This is a genomic window from Agrobacterium sp. fls2-241-TYG-188a (assembly GCF_030209845.1).
Genome location: NZ_JARVRD010000001.1, coordinates 590,733 through 611,145, shown reverse-complemented (window position 1 = coordinate 611,145; position 20,413 = coordinate 590,733). Strand labels below are relative to the sequence as shown.

General features: G+C 58.0%; 15 protein-coding genes. 12 read left to right on the top strand and 3 right to left on the bottom strand.

Annotated elements, in window-relative coordinates; translation table 11 throughout:
- Positions 1–25: 25 nt before the first annotated feature.
- From QRN85_RS02575 to tssH, 3 genes are all read right to left on the bottom strand, one after another.
- Complete coding sequence (locus QRN85_RS02575) at positions 26–526, bottom strand: hypothetical protein (RefSeq protein ID WP_113091812.1); 501 nt, start codon at positions 524–526, stop codon at positions 26–28.
- Between the two features lie 132 nt (positions 527–658).
- On the bottom strand, positions 659–1,135 hold the full coding sequence (locus QRN85_RS02570; protein ID WP_042619944.1) for an Hcp family type VI secretion system effector: 477 nt from the start codon (positions 1,133–1,135) through the stop codon (positions 659–661).
- Positions 1,136–1,195: 60 nt separating this feature from the next.
- Positions 1,196–3,856, bottom strand: a complete 2,661-nt coding sequence (gene tssH, locus QRN85_RS02565) for a type VI secretion system ATPase TssH (protein ID WP_284757124.1) — start codon at positions 3,854–3,856, stop codon at positions 1,196–1,198.
- A gap of 219 nt (positions 3,857–4,075) precedes the next feature.
- On the opposite strand from tssH, the gene tssA reads away from it, so the two are divergent.
- The 12 genes from tssA to tssM all read left to right on the top strand — a co-directional run bounded on the left by tssA (position 4,076) and on the right by tssM (position 20,389).
- Positions 4,076–5,134, top strand: a complete 1,059-nt coding sequence (tssA, locus tag QRN85_RS02560) for a type VI secretion system protein TssA (RefSeq protein WP_284757123.1) — start codon at positions 4,076–4,078, stop codon at positions 5,132–5,134.
- Between the two features lie 66 nt (positions 5,135–5,200).
- Positions 5,201–5,710 (top strand): type VI secretion system contractile sheath small subunit, encoded by a 510-nt coding sequence (gene tssB, locus QRN85_RS02555; RefSeq protein ID WP_113097992.1) that lies wholly within the window; start codon positions 5,201–5,203, stop codon positions 5,708–5,710.
- 93 nt (positions 5,711–5,803) lie between these two features.
- Complete coding sequence (gene tssC, locus QRN85_RS02550; protein ID WP_113170104.1) at positions 5,804–7,285, top strand: type VI secretion system contractile sheath large subunit; 1,482 nt, start codon at positions 5,804–5,806, stop codon at positions 7,283–7,285.
- A gap of 55 nt (positions 7,286–7,340) precedes the next feature.
- Positions 7,341–8,732: a type VI secretion system contractile sheath large subunit gene (tssC, locus tag QRN85_RS02545; RefSeq protein ID WP_284757122.1), complete on the top strand. Its 1,392-nt coding sequence runs from the start codon at positions 7,341–7,343 to the stop codon at positions 8,730–8,732.
- Positions 8,729–9,553 carry a type VI secretion system accessory protein TagJ gene (locus tag QRN85_RS02540; RefSeq protein ID WP_284757121.1) on the top strand — a complete coding sequence of 275 codons (825 nt, stop codon included), beginning with the start codon at positions 8,729–8,731 and terminating at the stop codon, positions 9,551–9,553. Before tssC (QRN85_RS02545) ends, QRN85_RS02540 begins: the two co-directional genes overlap by 4 nt.
- Positions 9,546–10,055 carry a type VI secretion system baseplate subunit TssE gene (tssE, locus tag QRN85_RS02535; protein WP_112962230.1) on the top strand — a complete coding sequence of 170 codons (510 nt, stop codon included), beginning with the start codon at positions 9,546–9,548 and terminating at the stop codon, positions 10,053–10,055. The genes QRN85_RS02540 and tssE overlap by 8 nt, the downstream gene beginning before the upstream one ends.
- Positions 10,048–11,832: a type VI secretion system baseplate subunit TssF gene (gene tssF, locus QRN85_RS02530; protein ID WP_284757120.1), complete on the top strand. Its 1,785-nt coding sequence runs from the start codon at positions 10,048–10,050 to the stop codon at positions 11,830–11,832. Before tssE ends, tssF begins: the two co-directional genes overlap by 8 nt.
- Before the next feature lie 10 nt (positions 11,833–11,842).
- Positions 11,843–12,847: a type VI secretion system baseplate subunit TssG gene (gene tssG / locus QRN85_RS02525; RefSeq protein ID WP_284757119.1), complete on the top strand. Its 1,005-nt coding sequence runs from the start codon at positions 11,843–11,845 to the stop codon at positions 12,845–12,847.
- A gap of 10 nt (positions 12,848–12,857) precedes the next feature.
- Entirely contained in the window at positions 12,858–14,060 is a 1,203-nt protein-coding gene (locus QRN85_RS02520) for an FHA domain-containing protein (protein ID WP_284757118.1), read from the top strand.
- Entirely contained in the window at positions 14,050–15,390 is a 1,341-nt protein-coding gene (gene tssK, locus QRN85_RS02515) for a type VI secretion system baseplate subunit TssK (protein ID WP_062588047.1), read from the top strand. Before QRN85_RS02520 ends, tssK begins: the two co-directional genes overlap by 11 nt.
- On the top strand, positions 15,387–16,904 hold the full coding sequence (tssL, locus tag QRN85_RS02510; RefSeq protein ID WP_284757117.1) for a type VI secretion system protein TssL, long form: 1,518 nt from the start codon (positions 15,387–15,389) through the stop codon (positions 16,902–16,904). The genes tssK and tssL overlap by 4 nt, the downstream gene beginning before the upstream one ends.
- Positions 16,901–20,389 carry a type VI secretion system membrane subunit TssM gene (gene tssM / locus QRN85_RS02505; protein WP_284757116.1) on the top strand — a complete coding sequence of 1,163 codons (3,489 nt, stop codon included), beginning with the start codon at positions 16,901–16,903 and terminating at the stop codon, positions 20,387–20,389. Before tssL ends, tssM begins: the two co-directional genes overlap by 4 nt.
- Positions 20,390–20,413: the final 24 nt, after the last annotated feature.

The window sequence follows — 20,413 nt, the reverse complement described above, 5'->3', positions numbered from 1 at the left end:
ATTGGTTCTGTCGCTCAATTGCCGATTAGAGACGTTCACCGACGAGGTATGCGTATTTGAATTTCGTCGCATTGTTGGGGACGTCATCGATCTTGGGGCCGAACATCAGCTCAGGCGTGAGCACCGTGCCGATCTCTTTCGCGGATGGGGCCGTGCCGAGTAGGTAGATGTCTCGAGACATGAACATCTGGTTGCCGAAAGAATTTCCAACAGCGTAATTGACCTGCACCGCGAATGCGGAGTGCCCCTTCTCAAGCATGGCCTGCTTGATCTTGGCATCATTCGCCTTCAGCCATTTTTTCAGCCAGACTGATAGCGAGTATTCGTTCACCCCGCCCGATATCTGACTGAAAACGGCAGCGACGGCGCCGCCAACAGCCATGCGAGAATTGAGTTGTCGTGGTCCATCCGCCTGCGTCAAATAGGACAGGTCAGGCCCACGCCCCATGCGTTTGACGGGAACGACCTCATCTTCCCGCACCGGGCGTACGGTAAATGAATCGGTAGAGACAGCGAAATTGGGCATCGGTAATTTCTCCCAGTAACAAGCCACACTGAGGGGCAAAATTTATGACTAAAGGCATTCCCGATTGGCCGGTGGCCGATATGCGAGGAATGAACTCCGGCGCCCCGATAACGAGGCGCCGGATGAAGCCTGTTAGCCAGCCTTGGTGGTGGCAAGATCGTAGGAGGCGATCATTGGAGCCTGCTGCGTGTTGTTCTCGTCAGCTGGCGTGTACTTGACTTCCATCTTGGTGAAGTTGAGCTTGATTGTCTCAACCGGGCGGTCGCCACTGGAGTCGACAGAATAGCTGGCGATCAGCGTGTTCGTCAGCAGGTACTGGATGTAGGTGTTGCCTGGATCACCCGTGGTAACGAGGTGAATGGTGGCAAGCTTGCCCTGGCGGCCAGAGCACGCCTCGCTGAAGAGCTTGGTGGAGGACGAGTCGCTTACCTTCGTCAAAATGACTTCCGAAATAGTCGGTTCGGAGGCTTCACGGTTTGCAGCAGAACCCGCAGACGTGTTCATGTTGCGCGAAACATTCCAATGAATGGCCTCGATATCCATCCATTTGCGGTGTTCCTCATGGGTCGCGTCACCCTGAATACCGTCGATCTGCAAATAAATTGGCATACTGTAAGCTCCTGTAGCTGATGAAAGACCTCTTGCTCCGAGGCCGTGTTTGCCTTTCCACTACTGCCGCATGCGTCGGGACACCCCATCCGACGCGGCAACCTTATCCACGGCACCCTTGGCGGCTGCTGCGAATTCGTCAGTCTCCCCAGCCGCTCCGACACGAATGCCGAAACCGCGTTCATCAAAATCGACCGTGATGTTTTTCACCTTTTCGCCAGCAATGACCTTCTCGAGGAAAAAGCTGGAGAGTGGCGGCAACAGATCCCTGCCGATCATGATTTCGATGGCGCGTGCGCCAATTTCGCTAGACCCTGCGCGGCCAACCAGCGCCTGCCGCGCAGCATCGGAAAGAACGAGTTCCGTGCCATAGGCGTCATGGACGCGCTCGCTGACTTTAGCGATCTGCATATCCACGATGCGCGAGAGCTGTTCCGCACCAAGAGGCATGAAGGGGAGGATCACCGTCCGACCCAAAAATGCTGGCTTGAACTGCTTCGTCAGCTCCGGCATCAGCATAGCTTCCAAAGCCTCGGCATCGGGCATCGTGTCCGGATCTGCGGCCAGCGCCGTCAGAAGTTCGGATCCCGTGTTGGCAGTCATGAAAATGGTGGTGTTCTTGAAGTCGATGTCGCGGCCCTCGCCGTCCTTCAACATGCCCTTGTCGAAAACCTGATAAAATATATCCTGCACGCCAGGATGGGCCTTATCGATTTCGTCAAGCAACAGGACGCCAAACGGTCGGCGGCGGACAGCTTCCGTCAAAACGCCGCCTTCGCCATATCCCACGTAACCGGGTGGCGAACCGAGGAGCAGCGAAACCTTATGCTCTTCCTTGAACTCGGACATGTTGATCGTGGTCAGATGGCTGTTACCGCCGTAAAGCAAATCCGCCAACGAAAGAGCAGTTTCCGTCTTTCCCGTCCCGGACATGCCAACCAGCAGGAATACGGCAGGTGGACGGCGCGGGTCGGAGAGGCCTGCGCGGGCGGCACGCATGGCATCGGCAATGCGGTCGATCGCCCAGTCTTGTCCGATTACTCTTTGCTTCATGCGATGATCGAGCGACTTCGCGCTTTCGATTTGGTCGGCCAGAAGCTTGCCGAGCGGAATTCCAGTCCAGCGTGAGACAACCGCCGCTATCATCTCGCGGTCTACGACGGTCGGGACCAACTTCTCGTCGCTGTTATCCGGAGCAATCGCCAGCGGCTTCCGCTTCTTGCCGCGTGTGGCCTCCGACAATTGAGCCTTGCCGTTTTCTTGCTCAGCAAGTGCGCTGATCTCAGCGTCATAACGCGCGCGCAGTCCCTCGATGGCCGTATCCAGATTTCCGATTTCAGTCTTGATGGCATCGACACGGGCAATCTGCTCTTCACTGGAAGGTTCGCGCACCAGCCAATCAAGCTCGGTCGTCAGCAATCTACGCTCATTTTCCATCGAACGCAGCTTTTCGGGCAAGGTCTGGCGGGCGAGGGAAACGGCCGCAGACGCCGTATCGAGAAGACTGACCGCCTTGTCCGGCAGTTGCCGCGAAGGCATGTAGCGAGCGGAAAGCTGAACGGCTGCGACTATGGCCTCGTCGCGAATGGTTACGCCGTGGTGCTCAACGAAGCTATCGGCTACGCCGCGCAACATCCGAATTGCTGTTGCCTCATCGGGCTCACGCACGTGCACCGGCTGAAACCGCCGGGTCAGCGCTGCGTCTTTCTCGAAGTATTTTTTATATTCGCTCCACGTCGTTGCCGCGACGGTGCGGACTTCACCTCTGGCAAGAGCCGGCTTGAGAATATTGGCGGCGTCACCCTGCCCGCTGGCGCCACCGGCACCTACGAGACCGTGGGCTTCATCGATAAAAAGGATGATCGGGTCGGCTGAACGTTTGACCGCGTCGATCACGCCGTGCAGACGCCGCTCGAACTCGCCCTTGACCCCCGCACCAGCCTGAAGAAGTGAAAGATCGAGGCTCAAGAGCCGAACGGATCTCAACTTTTCCGGCACATTGCCTGACACAATTTCAAGCGCCAGCGCCTCGGCCACCGCCGTCTTGCCGACACCCGCCTCACCCACAAGGATGGGATTGTTCTGACGCCGACGCGTCAGGATATCCACCATCTGACGTAGCTCATCGTCACGGCCGATGACAGGATCGAGCTTTCCAGCGCGTGCTTCTTCTGTCATGTCCTGCGTATAGAGCCGCAAGAAATCGTTTTGGTCCTTACTCTTGGCGGCAGTGACGAGATCGCTCCCATTTTCTGCTGATTGTGCGCCGATTTCGCCTCGCAAACGTTCGAGAGCACCGCGATCCATGAGTTTCAGGGAGGGAAACGCTGCGCGAACCATGCTGCGTAGTGACGCGTCTTCGTCCAGTGAAAGCAAAAGATGGAGCAAGGAAATCCTTGGGTGGCCATCCTGGAGGGAAGCCAGCAACCAGGCCTCACGACCCGCGGTCAACACGTTCTGGGAAAGCGCAAGAGCCTCGCCGTCTCCTACTGCCGCCTCATCAAGCGCGCGGTCGATTTCGGCGTGAAATTTGTCGAGAGGTATCTGAAGTTGTTTGAGAATGTCAGCATGGCTGCCAGTTTCCACAACTGCACACAACCAGTGAGAAATATCTACGAACTGGTGTCCACGCCTCGCTGCGATGGATGCAGCCTCCTCAAGGGAGACACGCAGCTCAGGCTCAAGCGCTTCCACCAGGCGATTGAGATCGATTTGCGACATGCAGCGAGCCTCCGGTTTGGATCATTCCACAACGTGACGTGGCATAGTTAGGTTGCTAAAACTATCTTGTCCAGCCAAAAGTTGCTTTTTTATTTGACGAGTTTAAAAGCAAGTCGCCACAATTATGCCTCATTTTCCATAAGTCTGGTTAGTGAATAACCTTACGTAACGGAAGTAACAGACACTTCACCAACACGCTTTATGAGGGATAAACTCGCTTTGGAACTCACAAAAGACATTGCTTCAATAGAATATCTTGGCGACTGTGGAGAAAATATTCGCGCAAACCAAAGAACACGTGAACTATATTATAAAATTAAGGATGAGCGTAACCAAGCAAGAGCTGAAGAACGTACTGTCTCACCACAAGAAGTTCTACGTGTTTCCAACAATTGGACCGAGGTCAGCAATCTCGGATTGCATATTATATATTCGGAAAGCCGCGATATCGAAATATTAGCATGGCTTGCTGAAGCAGAACTACGTTTGAAAGGCTTTCCCGGGCTGCGAGAAGTTTACCGCGTTACACATGATATATTTTACAACCAGTGGGATTCAGTTCACTCGATAAGCGACGAAGATGACGACGAAAGATTTGCACCCTTTGCTGGCTTGAACGGCATTGGCAGCGAAGGAACGCTCATCCAGCCGCTGCGTCTGAGCTCTCTCATTCCTGGTGGGAAATTTGGTGAAAACACGCTTTGGGATTTTCAGCTGGCGCAGCGATCGTCCGAGACGAAACGCAAGGAAGAGCTCTACAATGCGGCTTCCGAAGCGGGTGTGGCGGCCATGTCCGCGCATCTGGCCGACGTCAACGCCTGCCTCTCACTATTCGACGACATCACGTCGTTGCTGTCGCAGAAATGCGGGCCGAATGCGCCTGCAAGCTCTAATATCCGGAATATTTTAATTGAGGTGGCAGCCGCGATCAGAGCACTCGGCGGGCGGGACGAGAGCCCTGCACAATCCGGGGAGATTGCACGGATAGCGGACGAAGGCAGCGACGCGGCACAGCCAACGGTTCAAAAAACAGTCGTAAAAAATCCAGAAGAAATCGCTTCGCGTGACGAAGCGTTTGAAACTCTTCTTGCAGTTGCGCGTTACTTCCGCCGGATGGAGCCGCATTCTCCAATCTCGCTGGCCATTGAAACGCTGGTTCGCAGGGGGCGCATGGATTTTTCAGAACTGCTCGCAGAGCTTTTACCCGAGGCGCAGGCACGCAACGCCGTGCTCACAGCGGCGGGTATCAAACCGAACGGCGAGAATACCGGAAAATAAAGAAACTACGGGGGCATTTTCCCTCACTTCAGTCAGCAATGCCCCGGGGGCATCAAGGAGGTTTTAATGGCAAGTGTACACGAGAAGCTGGAACGGGTTCGCAAACCCCGCGTCCACATCAAATACGAAGTCGAAACCGAAGGTGCGATGGTCGTCAAGGAGCTTCCCTTTGTCGTGGGCGTTCTCGGTGATTTCTCAGGCAACCCGACGCAGCCTTTGAAGCCGTTTGGCGAACGCAAATTCGTTCAGATTGATCGGGACAATTTCGATGAGGTCATGCGCCGCATGACACCGGGGCTGAACATCGCGGTGCCCAACACCCTGCAGAACGATGGCACCGACATTCAGGTCAGCCTGAAGTTCGAGAGCATGGATGATTTTCTCCCTGCCTCGGTGGTGGATCAGGTTCCGGCCCTGAAATCCCTGCTCGATGCGCGCAACGAACTGCGTGACCTTCTGTCGAAGGCAGACCGTTCGGAAGACCTTGAGCGGCTCCTCGAAGATATCCTTCAGAACAAGACCGACCTCGGCAAGCTGGTGTCCGAGTTGAAAGAGAAAAATGGCGCGCCGCAATAAACTGGCGCGCAGGAATTCATCTTTGAACGGCCCCGGCGCACGGGGCTTCACCTGTTCTAGCGGCCAAGATGCCGCATTTGGAAGGATTGAAAAATGAGCGCTGAGAGCCTGCTGAAGAATGAAGCACAGACAACGACCGAGCAGGATGGCGGTCTGCTGTCCAAAGTTGTCGCTGCCACACGCCAGACTGAACCGGACCGCGCCCAGAACCTGCTGCGTACGCTGACCGACCAGGCGCTGAAAGGAACGGTCAAATACGACCGCAACCTGACCGTCACGCTCAATCAGGCAATTGCCGAAATTGACAAGGCCATTTCAGGCCAGCTGGCCGCGATCATGCAATCGCCCGAATTTACCAAGCTCGAGGGCACGTGGCGCGGGCTCAACTATCTCGTCAAGAATTCCGAAACCAGCGTCAATCTCAAGATCCGCGTTCTCAATGCTTCGAAACGGGAATTGGGCCGCGATCTGGAGAAAGCCGTTGAATTCGACCAGTCCCGTCTGTTCAAATCGATCTACGAAGACGAGTTCGGAACCCCTGGCGGCGAGCCGATGGGTGCGATCATCGGTGACTACGAATTCGACAACTCGTTCGATGATGTCCAGCTTCTGCAGGGCGCTTCGTCAATTGCCGCGGCTGCATTTGCTCCGTTCATCTCGGCCGCAAGCCCACGTATGTTCGGCTTTGACGATTACCGCGATCTTGCACGCCCCCGCGATCTCGAAAAGATTTTCGACACGGTGGAATACGCGAAGTGGCGTAGTTTCCGTGAGAGCGACGATTCACGCTTCGTTACGCTTGCCCTGCCCCGCGTTCTTTCCCGAATGCCATATGGCCCGAAGACAAACCCGGTTGATGAGTTTGCCTATGATGAAACCAACGGTTCGCCAAATGGCGACCTGCCGCACGACCAGTACTGCTGGATGAATGCGGCCTATGTCATGGGCACAAAACTGACCGATGCTTTTGCCAAATATGGCTGGTGCACGGCCATTCGCGGGGCGGAAAATGGTGGCAAGGTCGAAAACCTGCCGATGCATGTCTTCTCCAGCGACGATGGCGATCTGGACCTGAAGTGCCCGACAGAAGTCGGCATCACCGACCGTCGTGACGCCGAGCTTGGCAAGTTGGGCTTCCTGCCGCTTTGCCACTACAAGAACACGGACTATGCCGTTTTCTTCGGTGCACAGACAGCGCACAAGCCGAAGCTCTACGACCGCCCGGAAGCGACCGCTAATGCCGCTGTTTCTGCCCGCCTGCCTTACATGATGGCGACATCACGTTTTGCGCATTATCTGAAAGTGATGGGTCGCGACAAGATCGGTTCCTTCATGGAGGCTTCGGATTGCGAAGTCTGGCTAAACCGCTGGATTTCCAACTACGTGAACGCAAATGACGAAGCGGGCGAAGAATCGCGGGCGAAATATCCGCTTCGCGATGCCAAGGTCACGGTTCAGGAGATTCCTGGCAAGCCCGGCGCCTACAATGCCGTTGCCTGGATGCGTCCGTGGCTACAGATGGAAGAGCTGACCACGTCCTTGCGCATGGTTGCTCGTATTCCAACCAAGAACTGATCAAGCGGAGGGGGCGTCCTGCCCCCTTCCCAGCCTTCTTGCCCGGAGCCCATTCATGCCGCAAAGGTCCGTTTCGGACATTCGCAGTCAGGCCGATCAGCTCATCGCTCTCATCGATGATGCGCTGAACCGGCAGGTCAATGCCATCCTCCACCATGCCGAGTTCAAGGCCATGGAAGCGAGATGGCGCGGCCTTGCGATGGTGGTGCGTGAAGCCAGCCGCAGCCCGGAGGTCAAGATCAAGCTCCTGAATGCCAGCTGGCGTGAACTTGCCCGCAGCATGGAAAGAGCCACCGACTTCGACCAGAGTCATCTTTTCGAGATTGTCTATAACCGCGAATTCGGAATGCCAGGTGGCGAACCCATCGGCATGATGGTTGGCGACTACAGTTTTTCACCCGACGATGTGGACGGCGTGGACGCCATCACCACGCTGTCGCAGATCGGCATGGTTGCGGCAGCGGCATTCTGCCCGTTCATTGCCGGCGCCGCACCATCCACCGTTGGGCTCGAAGATTTTTCGGAGCTTTCACGCGTCCATGATTTCTCTTGGCTGAAGCAGGAAAAATCCCGCCTTCGTTGGAACGCACTGCGCGCCCGTGATGATAGCCGTTTCATCGGCCTCGTCGCTCCGCGTATCCTGCTGCGCTCCCCCCACAAGCCATTTTCGCGCAGACGCGAAGACCCGTTTCCGTTTCGAGAACATATCGGCGAAAAAGGAGACACGCTGCTGTGGGGCAACCCTGCTTTTGCCTTCGCGTCCGTCGTCATCAGAAATTTCATCGATTCGGGATGGTTCGCGGACATTCGCGGTGTGACGCAGGACGAGATAGATGGCGGAATGCTGTCTTCCTCACAATTGCCGCCGCTGGATCTCGGCATCGAAAGCCAGGGCCTTTCTGCCCAGCCTCCGGTGGAAATGCAGCTAACCATGGGGCAGGAACAGCAATTTTCCGATCTCGGCATCGTGCCGGTCTCGACGACCTACCTTGCCAGCATGGCGATTTTCAACGCCAATCAGTCGCTGCACGCGCCCGGCCACTATTCCAAGGAAAGCGCCCGTCAGAACGCACGTCTGGCGGCCATGCTTCAATATGTTCTCTGCGCTGCGCGCTTCTCGCATTACCTCAAGGTCATCATGCGCGATGACATAGGCCAGCTGAGCGACGCCTTGACCATCGAACGGAAGCTGGAGACCTGGCTGTCATCCTATACGCTCGGCAACGACGACGCCGACGCAGCACTTCGCACGCGCTACCCGCTGCGGTCTGCCGGTATCAAGGTCTACGAGATACCCGGCAAGCCTGGAAGTTTCTCCTGTACCGTCAGGCTGCAACCGCATTTCCAGCTGGATGATGTCTCCACCAGCTTTCACCTCATCGCCGAAACGACGACACCGACCGCATCGACTGCACGGTCGGCGGAGCCACAAAGGATACCCGCATGACACTTCGAGACGATGTTGCCCGCCTGCTCGACGATGACCGATTAGATGATGCCATCGGCGAAGCGAAAGATCAGGTGAAGAAAAATCCCTCCGAGAAGGAGGGACGGTATCTCTACATCGACCTTCTGGTGCTGGCAGGTGATTTTGAGAAGGCGGACGCCCAGTGCAATGTCGCATCGACATTCGCACCGCAGGATGCCGTCGGCTTCTCGCTGTTCCGCCACCACCTGCGCGCCATGGCAGCGCGCAATGCGTGGTTCGAAACCGGTGCCGTTCCCGATTTCACACACGGACCATCAGAACTCGACCAGTTCGCCATAAAGGCAAATATCGCCGCCCGCGATGGTGACGTGGAGGCAGCGCGCACAGCGCTTGCGGAGCTGGACGAGCGGCGCGCGGAAATCTCACTCTCAGTTAACGGTGGAGCGCCGGGATATATCCGCGATCTCGATGACCGCGTGCCCCACGCGCTCGAAGTGCTGACAAATGGCGGAAAATATCTCTGGATCGATTATGATCGCATAGAAAGCGTGGCGATAGAGCCCATGAGCCGACCACGCGACCTTGCATATCGGCAGGCGGAATTGACGCTTCGCGATGGTGCTATAGCCTCAGTCCTGCTGCCAGCGATCTATCATGGCAAAAACACCAGCACGCCTTTGCTGCTGGGGCGGGAAACGGTCTGGAGCGAGGACACAGCTCTGGTCACGGGTACGGGACAGCGCTGCCTCTTGGTCGGCGACGACCTTATGCCGTTCCATGAGATTTCCAGCATGGCGGCTGCGGTATCCAAGGTCGAAAGGCAGTCTGCCCTTGGTTGATCCGCTGGAACAATATCGCCCAAAGCAGAGAACCCTGGCCCGCTCGGTGCTCGACCGGCTGCTGGACGACGCGCCCGATATGGAAAACGATCCTCCTGCAAGCCTTTCGGATCAGGTTCGGGAAATGCGTGAGGTCATTCGCCGCGATCTGGAGTCCCTTCTCAACACGAGGCGTAATCCGGCGGGTCCACCCGCCATCCTCAAAGAGTTGACGGACGCGCTGGTGAGCTACGGCGTAGACGGCATTCTTTCGGCAAACCTTGTGACAGATGCATCCAAGGCTCGGCTGGCTCAGACGATAGAGCGGCGGATCTCGATGTTCGAGACGCGCCTGTCGGATGTCAGCGTGACGATCATGAAAAATCGCACGGACGGCGACCGGGCACTGCGGATGCGCATCAATGCAAGCTTCCGTCTGCATGAGGGAATGCCACCGATCAGTTTCGAGTCGAAGATCGATCCATCGACGCAACGCTTCCTTGTGGAGGCAGGTCATGGCTGAAGGTTTCCTTGAGAAATACAATGACGAACTTTTCGCACTGAGAAAGCGGGCGTCCCGCTTTGCTTCGGCCTTCCCAAAGATTGCGGGCAGGCTGCGGATGACCGGAGATGTTGCCGACGATCCGCATGTCGAGCGATTGATACAAAGCTTTGCCTATTCCGCAGCCCGCGTTCGCCAGAAACTGGACGACGAGTTTCCGGAGCTTTCCGACAGTCTGCTCGAAACACTCTATCCTCATTATCTCTCGCCCCTGCCCTCCATGAGCGTTGTGCATTTCGCGCCGAGCCCGGCTCTGGCAATTGTCCAGACCCTGCCAAGGCACAGCGAAATTATCGCAGAGCCTATCGGTGGAGAAAGCTGCCGGTTTCGAACCACGCAGGATGTGGAGATCGTCCCGCTGGACATTTCAGCGGCTGCACTTGCAAGCCAGCCAATCGATGCGCCTTTTTCACCCACGTCGGCGGGTGCTGCCTCCTGCCTTCGGCTGTCGCTGCGTACGACCTCACCCCGCCCCACAAGTTTCAGTGAGATGGGCCTGAACGCGCTGCAGGTTTTCATTTCATCGGGATGGCAGCAGGCAACAGCTTTGCATGAATTGCTGACCAATCACTGCATCAGCATCGCGCTCGCGCAACATTCCGAAGACCGTAATGCGGTGTTTCTCCCGCCCTCCTGCCTCAAGCCGTCCGGTTTTTCGAAGGAGGAGGCGATGTTGCCCTACCCCGCCAACAGCTTCGACGGGTACCGGCTGCTGACGGAGTTCTTTGCCCTTCCGCAGAAGTTTCTCAGTTTTGAAATCGGCGGCCTGGAGACGTGGACAGGTGGCGATTGCGAACTTTACATCTATCTGGACGCTGCGGATTCGCGTTTGGAGCGGATGGTGTCGGCAAATGACTTGGTCCTCAACGCGTCTCCGGTCATCAACCTCTTCAAACAGAGCTGCGAGCCGCTGAGCCTTGATGGAACGCGCACCGAGTATCGCTTGCTGCCCGATGCGAGACGGCAGCGCACCCGCGAAATCTACGGCGTCGAGAATGTCCAGCTGACCACCCGCTCCGGCCAGATCGAGAAAACATCACCCTTCTTCGGTCGCACCCAGCGCAGCAACGGCTCCAACGTCTTCTGGCAGACCTATCGCCGCTTCGATGATGATGATGGCTCCTCCGACACCGACATTGCCTTTATCGATCAGCAGCGCGGTCCACTCGGCCCACTCGATGTCGTCGCAAGTGTCGATACGCTTTGCATCAACCGCGAGCTGCCGAGCCAGCTCCCCTTCGGAGGCGGGCATCCCTTCCTGCAGCTGTCATCGGGCAACGAAGCTGTTGGCTCCCTCCAGGCGCTTATGCCACCGACGCCCGCTGTGCGGATGAACGAACGGTCCGCGCGGGAATGGCGGCTGGTTTCGCATTTGCTGCTTAACCACCTCTCCCTCTTCGACAATGGTGGCGCGCCGCTGAAAGATATCCTCTCGCTTTACGCATTTCGCGACACGCCGGAGACGCGGCAACTGGTGGAAGCCATTACATCGGTGGAAGCACGCAACTCCCATGCGAGAATTGGTTCTGCCATGGTTCCCGGAACCGATATTACGCTGGAGTTCGACCCGGCAATGATCGACCGGCCTGCGGCCTATATCTTCGCCAGCGTTCTCAACCATTTCTTCGGGCTCTACACCTCGATCAACAGCTTCACCCGCCTGACCGCAACCATGCGCGGCCATTCCGAACCTCTCGCCAGTTGGCCTGCCCGTGCGGCAGACCGGCCTCTGCTGTAGGAGGCCGCCGATGCAGCGTGAGGCGATTGATATGGAAAAACAGCAGGCGGAGCGTCTGGCGAGCGATCCGGGCAGTTTCGAGCCCACCACGGCCTTTCGGGTTGCGCAGCATCTGGCATCCCATGATGAGCTGACCATCGGCTCGCACAATGGCGCTCGCCCGACTCCGATTGCCATCAGCGGCTACAGGACCAGAAACGGCGCGCTTGAGCTACGGTCCGCCTTCGCGCCAATCGTCGGCCCGCTTGGCTCTTTGCCCCCAAGCTATTCCGAGTTGCAACAGCGTGAAGAGCGAAACCGATCGAGGGCGCTGACAAGCTTCTTCAACCTGTTTGCCGCCCGCTTCAGCGAACTCTTTGTGTCCGCCACAGAGAAATACCGGTTGGCCCGGGGTCTTCGCTGGACCCAGACCCGCGAAAACAACGCCTTTCTAAAGACCCTGCTTTCACTCACGGGTTTTGGCACCGCTGGGCTGGCCGAAAAAGCTGGCGTCAGGGAAGATGTCCTTCTGCGCTTTAGCGGGCTGCTGGCCAATCGCAACCGGAATGCAACGGCATTGACATCGATGCTACAGGAATTCACCGGCCTGCCCGTCACGGTCGAGCAATTCTGCAAACGCTGGGTACCCTTGCCGGTGCCCGAGCAAAGTCAACTCGGCCAGCCCGGTGGCCTGCTCCTTGGCCGGAATGTGACAGCCGGTAGCGCCGTAGAGGATTTCAGCAGCCGGTTTCGCATCGTCCTCGGCCCTGTCGGTTATGCCGACTATCTGGCGCTCACACCGGGCTCGAAACGTCTAGCGGAAATCTTTGCCGCAACGCGCCTCTTTGTCGGCAGCGGCTTCAATTTCGACGTTCAGGTCATCCTGCGAAAAGAAGACATTCCCTTTTGCCGGCTGGGGCAGGACGAATCTCCAGCGCGGCTGGGATGGAACAGCTGGGCGCGCGTGGCCCCTGCCGCGAGGGACAGCATGGACGCAATCGTGACCGAGCGCGAAGGCTCGGCGGTTTCGACGTGAGGGCGGCATCATGAAACTTGTGCTGAAGGACACACAAACAAACGGTGGAGCAAAGCCCACCCAGTGGACCCTCGAACAGGGAAGCCGCGTTATCGGCCGTTCAACCGACAGCGACTGGCAGGTGAATGACGACGCGCGACGGGTTTCCAAGCAGCACTGCACCATCACCAAGGACCGTGCCGGTTTCTTCATCGTGGACCGCAGTGCCAACGGCACCCAAGTGGACGGAAGGCTTCTGCTGGAAGGAGAAACCACGCGCCTTCAAAGCGGCTCCAGGATAGGCATCGGCACCCGCACCTTCGAAGTTATCATCACGGGTGAGGCCGAGGCAGATTTCGGCGATCCCGACCCGTCTCTTCGCATCAGCGATGAAACGATGACGATCTCAGCAATCCTTTCCGATATTGCGCCCGGAGGCAGATCCTCTCGCGGACCGGTCGCCGCTGGTGCGTCCAATGACGATTGGCCTACGGCTACTCCCAGCCAGTCGGGCAAAAAGGCAAAGACAATTTCCCGAAATGTGGACGTTGGCTGGAATGAACCGCCCTCCACCGATGGCTTCGGCACCGTCCTTCCGAACGACTGGAACGAGGAGCCGGTAGAGAGCAGCAAGCACGAACATACTGACGCGATGAATATTCCCGTGCTGGTGTCTCGCCCGGCGAGGAAGCCGCCTGTCGAGGACTTCGATGCGGTCTTCACAAGTCCGACCGAGGCCCCGCAAGAGGCACCGGAGGCCTTTGTCAGCGCGGCGCCCCATGATCCGCTCGATGACCTGCTGCTTCAGCTGGAAAAGGAAGCGGCGGAATGCCTCGCCACTCTCGATATCGACAGTGCTGCCTTCGCAAGCGAGCCCGGCGCAACCAGCGACAGGGCACGTCTTGAGAATATCATCCGGCAACAACGCCTTCTTGCGTCATCGCTTGAAACCCTGATCCGCACCTGCACGCAGAGGCTTGAGCCCAGACTGATCGAAGCGAGGGCTGATGCGCAGAACGACTGGCGCAGCAAGATCGCCCGCAAGGAATGGCGCCAGGTGGTTTCAAGGACCGATTACTGGTCGACGTTCAAAAGCCAATTCGACGTGGAGGGCCGACAATTATCGGTCCGCGAGTTTCTTCAACAGGCAGCGCGCGGAGACGCCGCACCGGACGAAGCAACCAGTCCACGCAACATAGACACCAAGGGGGTAAGCAACCAAGATGAGGCATGAAAACCGTGTCGCCTGGAGCGAAGGCATGTTCCTTCGTGTCCAACATTTTCAGCAGTCGGACCGCTGGACGGAACGGCTTGTGCGCAATACGACGCGCAATCTCTCGCCATACCCATGGGGTGTCGCGGAAATCGGGATAGATCGAAGCGCGCTCGCAATCGGGCAATTTGCGCTGTCAAACCTGCGCGGAATCCTGCCGGATGGGACGCCCTTCGAGGCCCCTGAAGACACAGATCTGCCGCCGCCGCTGGATCTGGATGAGAGCGTCAAGAACGCGATTGTCTACCTCGCACTTCCGGCCCGCCAACCGGGCAAGGCCGACATGTCCGCGAGCGGCAAGGCCGAGGTCAACAGCGTTCGGGTGGTCGCCACCACCTATGAGGCGACCGATGCCAATGTCGACACCGACTTCGTCGCACCCATCGAGGTTGGTCGCTTGAGCCTGAAGTTTCTGAAAACTGGCGATGATCTTTCCGGATATGATCTCATAGGCCTGGCTCGGGTGGTTGAGGTGCGGTCCGATCGCGCCGTCATCCTCGATCCGGACTTCATACCACCGTCGCTCAACTGCGCTGCATCTTCGCGGTTAAGCGAACTCCTGACCGAACTGCTTGGTATCGTCAGGCACAGGGCTCAGGCGATTTCAGAGCGTATCGGTGATCCGACAATTCGCGGAACGGCGGAGGTGGGCGACTACTTCCTTCTGCAGATTCTCAACCGTGCCGATCCGCTGCTCTCCCATCTGTCCGCCAACGCCACCCGTTTTCACCCCATCCGGTTTTACGAGGAGTGCATCCAGCTGGCGGGCGAGCTTGCGACATTCACCACCGAGCGCAAGCGTGCCACCGATTTCCCTCCCTATCGCCATGACGATCTGAAAGCCAGTTTCGCAGCGGTCTTCGATGACCTGCGCACCTCGCTATCTGCCGTTCTGGAACAGGCCGCGGTGGCAATCGAGCTTGTGGAGCGCCGCCATGGTGTGCGCGTCGGCACCATCAACGACCGCACCCTTTTGCGCGATGCAGGTTTCGTTCTGGCCGTTCGGGCAGATATGTCTGCCGAGGATATCCGCCGCAGGCTGCCAGCGCAGATCAAGATCGGTCCGGTGGAGAGGATTTCGGAACTCGTCAACGTTGCACTTCCGGGCATACCGGTGCGTTCGCTTCCGGTCCTTCCGCGCCAGCTGCCCTATCGTTCCGGCACGATATATTTCGAAATCGATACCAAGACACCTCTCTGGAAGCAGCTCGAAACCTCCGGCGCAATCGCGCTGCATCTCGCCGGTGAGTTTCCCGGCCTTGAGATGGAAATGTGGGCATTACGCGAATGAGCAATGACACGCCCTCTTCATGGCAGGATCTCCCGACGGTGGTGGAAATCACCGATGAGAGCCGCAAACGAAACCAGAATGCCCGCAATATGGCGGCGATACTGGATGACATCATCGATACCGACCAGACGCCGGGCCGCGAGCAGCGCGGCGATGGCGGGCTGCCAATCGACGCCCTGCTTTCGGACTTCCGGTTCGGTGGTGAAGAAGTGCCAACGCTGGTGCAGTCTGCTGCGCCGCTACTTAACCTTGCCCATGTCCTGCGCTTCAGCGATGCCCAGCCTGATCCGGACCATTTGCGACGGGCCTGCATGGAGGCCATTACCCGCTACGAGCGGGATCTGGGTTCTGCGCGCATCAGCCCGGAACGTGCGAGAGCCGCGCACTACGTGGTGTGCGCGACAGTTGATGACGTCATATTGAGCAAGCCCTGGGGTGTGCGTGCCGGATGGGCGAGATCCGGCCTCGTCTCCACCTTCCACAATGACGTAACCGGCGGCGACAGGGTCTTCGATATTCTCGACCACTTTCACCAGTCGCCGGGAGCAAATAAGGACCTGCTGCTCCTCATCTATCTTTGCCTGTCTCTGGCATTCGAGGGTCGAACACGGGTATCCGCCAAGGGCGCTCTTGAACTATCCCGCATACGCGACAGCCTCTACAAGACGTTGATCGGCCAATATGGCGTCTTCGAGCGCGAACTTTCTCCGCACTGGAAGGGCGTCGAGGCGCGGCATACGCCTCTGCGCACCATGGCTGCCCTTTGGACGCTCCTGTCGCTGATCGCTCTCGCCTTTGCCTTCGGCTATCTGTTCTTCACGCTGACGCTCAACAACGCATCCGACGCGACGTTCGAGCGCCTTGCGTCGCTACCGCCCAACGAAACGCCAAGCGTGCTCATCGCAGCGCCACCACCACCGCCGCCGGGAGAACCGGTTGTCGAGCAGAAACCCGTTGTCGCGGCAGAACCACCCAAGCCGGTTGCCCCACCAAAACCGACACGGCTGGACAATCTGCTGACGTTTCTTCAGCCTGAGGTACAGCGAAACCTCGTGACGCTCGCGAATGTGAACGGTCGCTTACGCGTCAGGATCAACAATTCCGGTCTGTTTGAAGTTGGCAGTGCGCAGGTCAGCCCGCAATTTCGTGACCTGATCCAGCGCATCGGCGGCGCCTTGGCGGCGGAAAATTTCCGCGCGGTCGTCATCGGCTATACCGATAACATTCCCATCAAGACGGTCGAGTTCCCATCCAACTGGCACCTTTCCGAGGCCCGCGCCAAGGCAGTCGGCGATCTTCTGTCGATGTTCACCGGGCCGGAAGCCATCTTGACCGAAGGCCGTGCTGACAGTGATCCGATTGCTGACAACAGCACGCCTGAAGGGCGGGAAAAGAACCGCCGAACGGAAATCATGGTCCTGACGAATCCTGACGAGAAGCTCAGCGACGCGGGCATTCTCGCGCCCGCCGTAACAAACACGACCGGTCAGCCATCAGGAGAGACCCAGCAATGAACCCGCTGAGTTATTTTTACACGATCAGGTCCTATGTCGACAGCTACGCCTCGCTGATCGGAAGGCGTTTCATTTCGCTGCTGTGGGCGGTCGCCCTTTGCGTGGTAATCTGGTTCTACGGCTACCTCGTCAGCTTCGGCACCTTCAAACCCTTTGGAACGACGCAGGCGCGGCTGATTGCCATTGGCGTCATCCTGCTCATCTGGCTCGTCTATATTGCTGTCACGCTCTACCGGGCGCGCCGGCAAGACAAGGAACTCGTCGACAGCATCGAGCAGGAAGCACTGGTCAACCGCCAGGCCGAGGTTGGTGAAATCCAAACGCGGCTGAAGGAGGCGTTGGCGCTTCTGCGTCGTGTGACCAAAAAACGCTTCGGCTATATCTACGACCTGCCATGGTACGTCATTTTCGGCGCTCCCGGCTCCGGCAAGACTACGGCGCTTACCAATTCCGGCCTGCAGTTCCCGCTCGGCGATGCTCTGGGAGAGAGCGCGGTCAAAGGAATTGGCGGCACCCGCAACTGCAATTGGTGGTTCACGGATGAGGCAATTCTTATTGATACCGCCGGCAGATACACCACGCAGGATGATCTCAACGGCGCATCCAAAGCGGGTTGGGAAGGATTTCTCAATCTCCTGCGCCGCTATCGCCGCTCGCAGCCGATCAACGGCGCGCTGGTCACGCTTTCTACGCCTGACTTGTTAAGTCGCGACCCGGAGGAACAGCGTCAGGAACTCCGATCCATCCGCCAGCGCATGTCCGAACTGGATGAATATCTTCACGCACGCGTTCCTGTCTACGTGGTGCTGACAAAAGCCGATCTGCTCGATGGTTTCGTCGAGTTCTTCGACGGCTTCAACAAGACCGACCGCAATCAGGTCTGGGGGACGACTTTCAAGCTGGATGAAAGCTATTCCGCACAGGACCTGCCCCAGCGCTTTCTCGAAGAATTCGAATTGCTGCAGCAACGGGTCGATGCGATGCTCATCGAGCGACTGCAGCAGGAACAGAACGCCGAGATTCGCGGCCGTATCTTCCGCTTCCCGGCCGAACTGGCGAAGCTCAAGGACCGGCTTTACGAGGCGCTGACAGAACTTTGCGCAAGTTCGCAGCTTGTCGAAGCGCCTCTGCTGCGCGGTGTCTATCTTGCCTCCGGCACACAGGCAGAGGCCGGCAGCGCAGCACCGCGCGCGCGTCGCAGCTACTTCCTGACCCGGCTGTTCAAGGAAGTTATCTTCCCGGAAGCCGCCTTGGTCATGCGCGACAAGCGCCTGTCCGGTCGCCAGCTTCTTGTCCGGCGCATCGCCTATGGCATGGCCGCCGTGCTGGTCGCCATCGTCTTTACCGGCTGGATATCGACCTACTTCTCCAATACGCAGGCGCTGGCCGAGGCTGACCGAAAGTTGAATGCCTATCAACAACTCGTGCAGGGAATACCGGTTCGCAACGTTTCCGATGCAGACTTCCTGCGCATTCTTCCCGCGCTCGATAATCTGCGCGACGTCAATTCCGGCTTCGAAAACGGCAGGATATGGAAGGTCGGGTTCGGGCTGGACCAGCAGGAGAAAATTGCGGGCAGACAACGAGATGCTTACCAACGTGCGCTGAACGCACTTCTGTTGCCTCGAATGATCGTGCAGTTGCAAAAACAGCTGGAAGACCAGAACGATGTTACCCGCACCTTTAACTCCCTGAAGCTTTACGGGATGCTGGGTGGTCTTGGCACGCTCGACCGGGATTTCCTGGCGGTGCAATCACGCGACATGTTCGCATCGCTCTATCCAGGCGACGGCAGAGCGGCCGCCCGCGATGCGCTCAACCGGCATGTTCTCGCCCTCTCCAACGGATTGCTGGCACCGATAGAGCTGGATGCACGGCTGATCGACAAGGCGCGCAGCACCATCCGCAATCAGGCAATCGGGACGCGCGCCTATGATATTCTTGCCGGTCTGCCGCAGTCACGCGGACTTGCCGAATGGGACCCGTCGGCGGCGTTCGGCGCCCTCGGTGCGCGTGCCGTGGAGCGCGAAAGCAAGGCGCCTATGGTGGATGGAATCGAAGGGCTATTCACGGCGAATGGATATCGCAGTGTCGTTATTCCCCAGGTCGCCTACGCATCGCGCATTGCACTGTCCGAGGCATGGGTGCGCGGCTCAGACGACGCCATGAAGGGTGCGACCGTCGAAACGGTGGCACAGGCCGCGCTCGAAATCTATTTCGACCGGTTCGAAAAACGCTGGAACGACCTTCTTTCGGATATTCGGATCAAGCCATCGCAAAGCCTGGGAGACGCGGTGGAGACAACGCGTATTCTGGCGAATGATCGCAACATCATCATCGAGGCGGCACGATCGATAGCCGAGGCAACGGATCTGCGCCCCAACGCCGGCGCAAGCCTGACAACACTGGCATCGACCTCAGACGGAGACGCCACGTCGGCCATACTTTCAGCAACGGTCGATGCTGCCGATCCCTATGCCCGTTTGCGGGAAATGCTTGCGGACAAGGGCCCCGAGAAAGCTCAGACGCCTGCCAATGGGCAAGCGTCTGATGCGAGATCGGGATCACCCTCCGAGCAGTTGCTTGCCAACATCAAGACACTTCACGAGCAGTTGGCCCGCTCCTCAACAACATCCGACGAGGTTGCCAAGGTCTTTGATGTCGACAGTCAGCTCACCAAGGCCAATCAGGACCTGCTACAACAGGCCCGCCAGCTTCCGGGCCCGCTTGACGTGTGGGTTGCGGGGCTTGCGGCTGATGTCGGATCGCTCGCGGTTAAATCCGCACGCAGCCGCATCGCAGACCTGTGGGTCGCCGAGGGCGCATCACTCTGCTCCACCATCGTCTCCGGGCGTTACCCATTTGACCGGGCTTCACCGCGCGATGTGGCGATGGCAGACTTCACGCGCCTTTTTGGCCCGACCGGGACGTTCCAGTCCTTCTTCAAGCAAAGAATGGAGCCTTTTGTCGACAAGACGACGACGCCATGGAGCTGGAAAGGCACCTTCGGGACTGCCGGTATTCCAAGCGATGCCATTGCGCAGTTCGAAAACGCCGACAAGATCTTCCGGGCATTTTTCCCGAATGGAAGCGAGGTTCCGGCGGTATCGATCAACGTCAAGCCGGTGTCGCTCACCAATAGCTCCAGTGCAGTCATGCTGGAGATAGAAGGTGAACGCGTGGTCTATTATCACGGGCCGATCCAGGCAAAGTCGATAACCTGGCCGTCTGAAAGCAATTCCGCCAATCTTTCGCGGATAGCGTTTCAACCGGGCGGATGGCAGCAGGCAAAAACGGAAAATGGCGACTGGTCGCCCTTCCGCCTGCTTGACGACGCGCAAATCCAAAATCAGTCGGGTGATTTGTTGCGGGCGAAGTTTGAAAATAGCGGGCAAAGCGCTGAATTCGATATACAATTCGGATCGGTTCTAAACCCGTTCAAGCTCGATGCCCTGTCCAAATTTGCCTGCCCGGCTCAGTTCTGAAGCAGCGCAACCCGCACGCAGAAG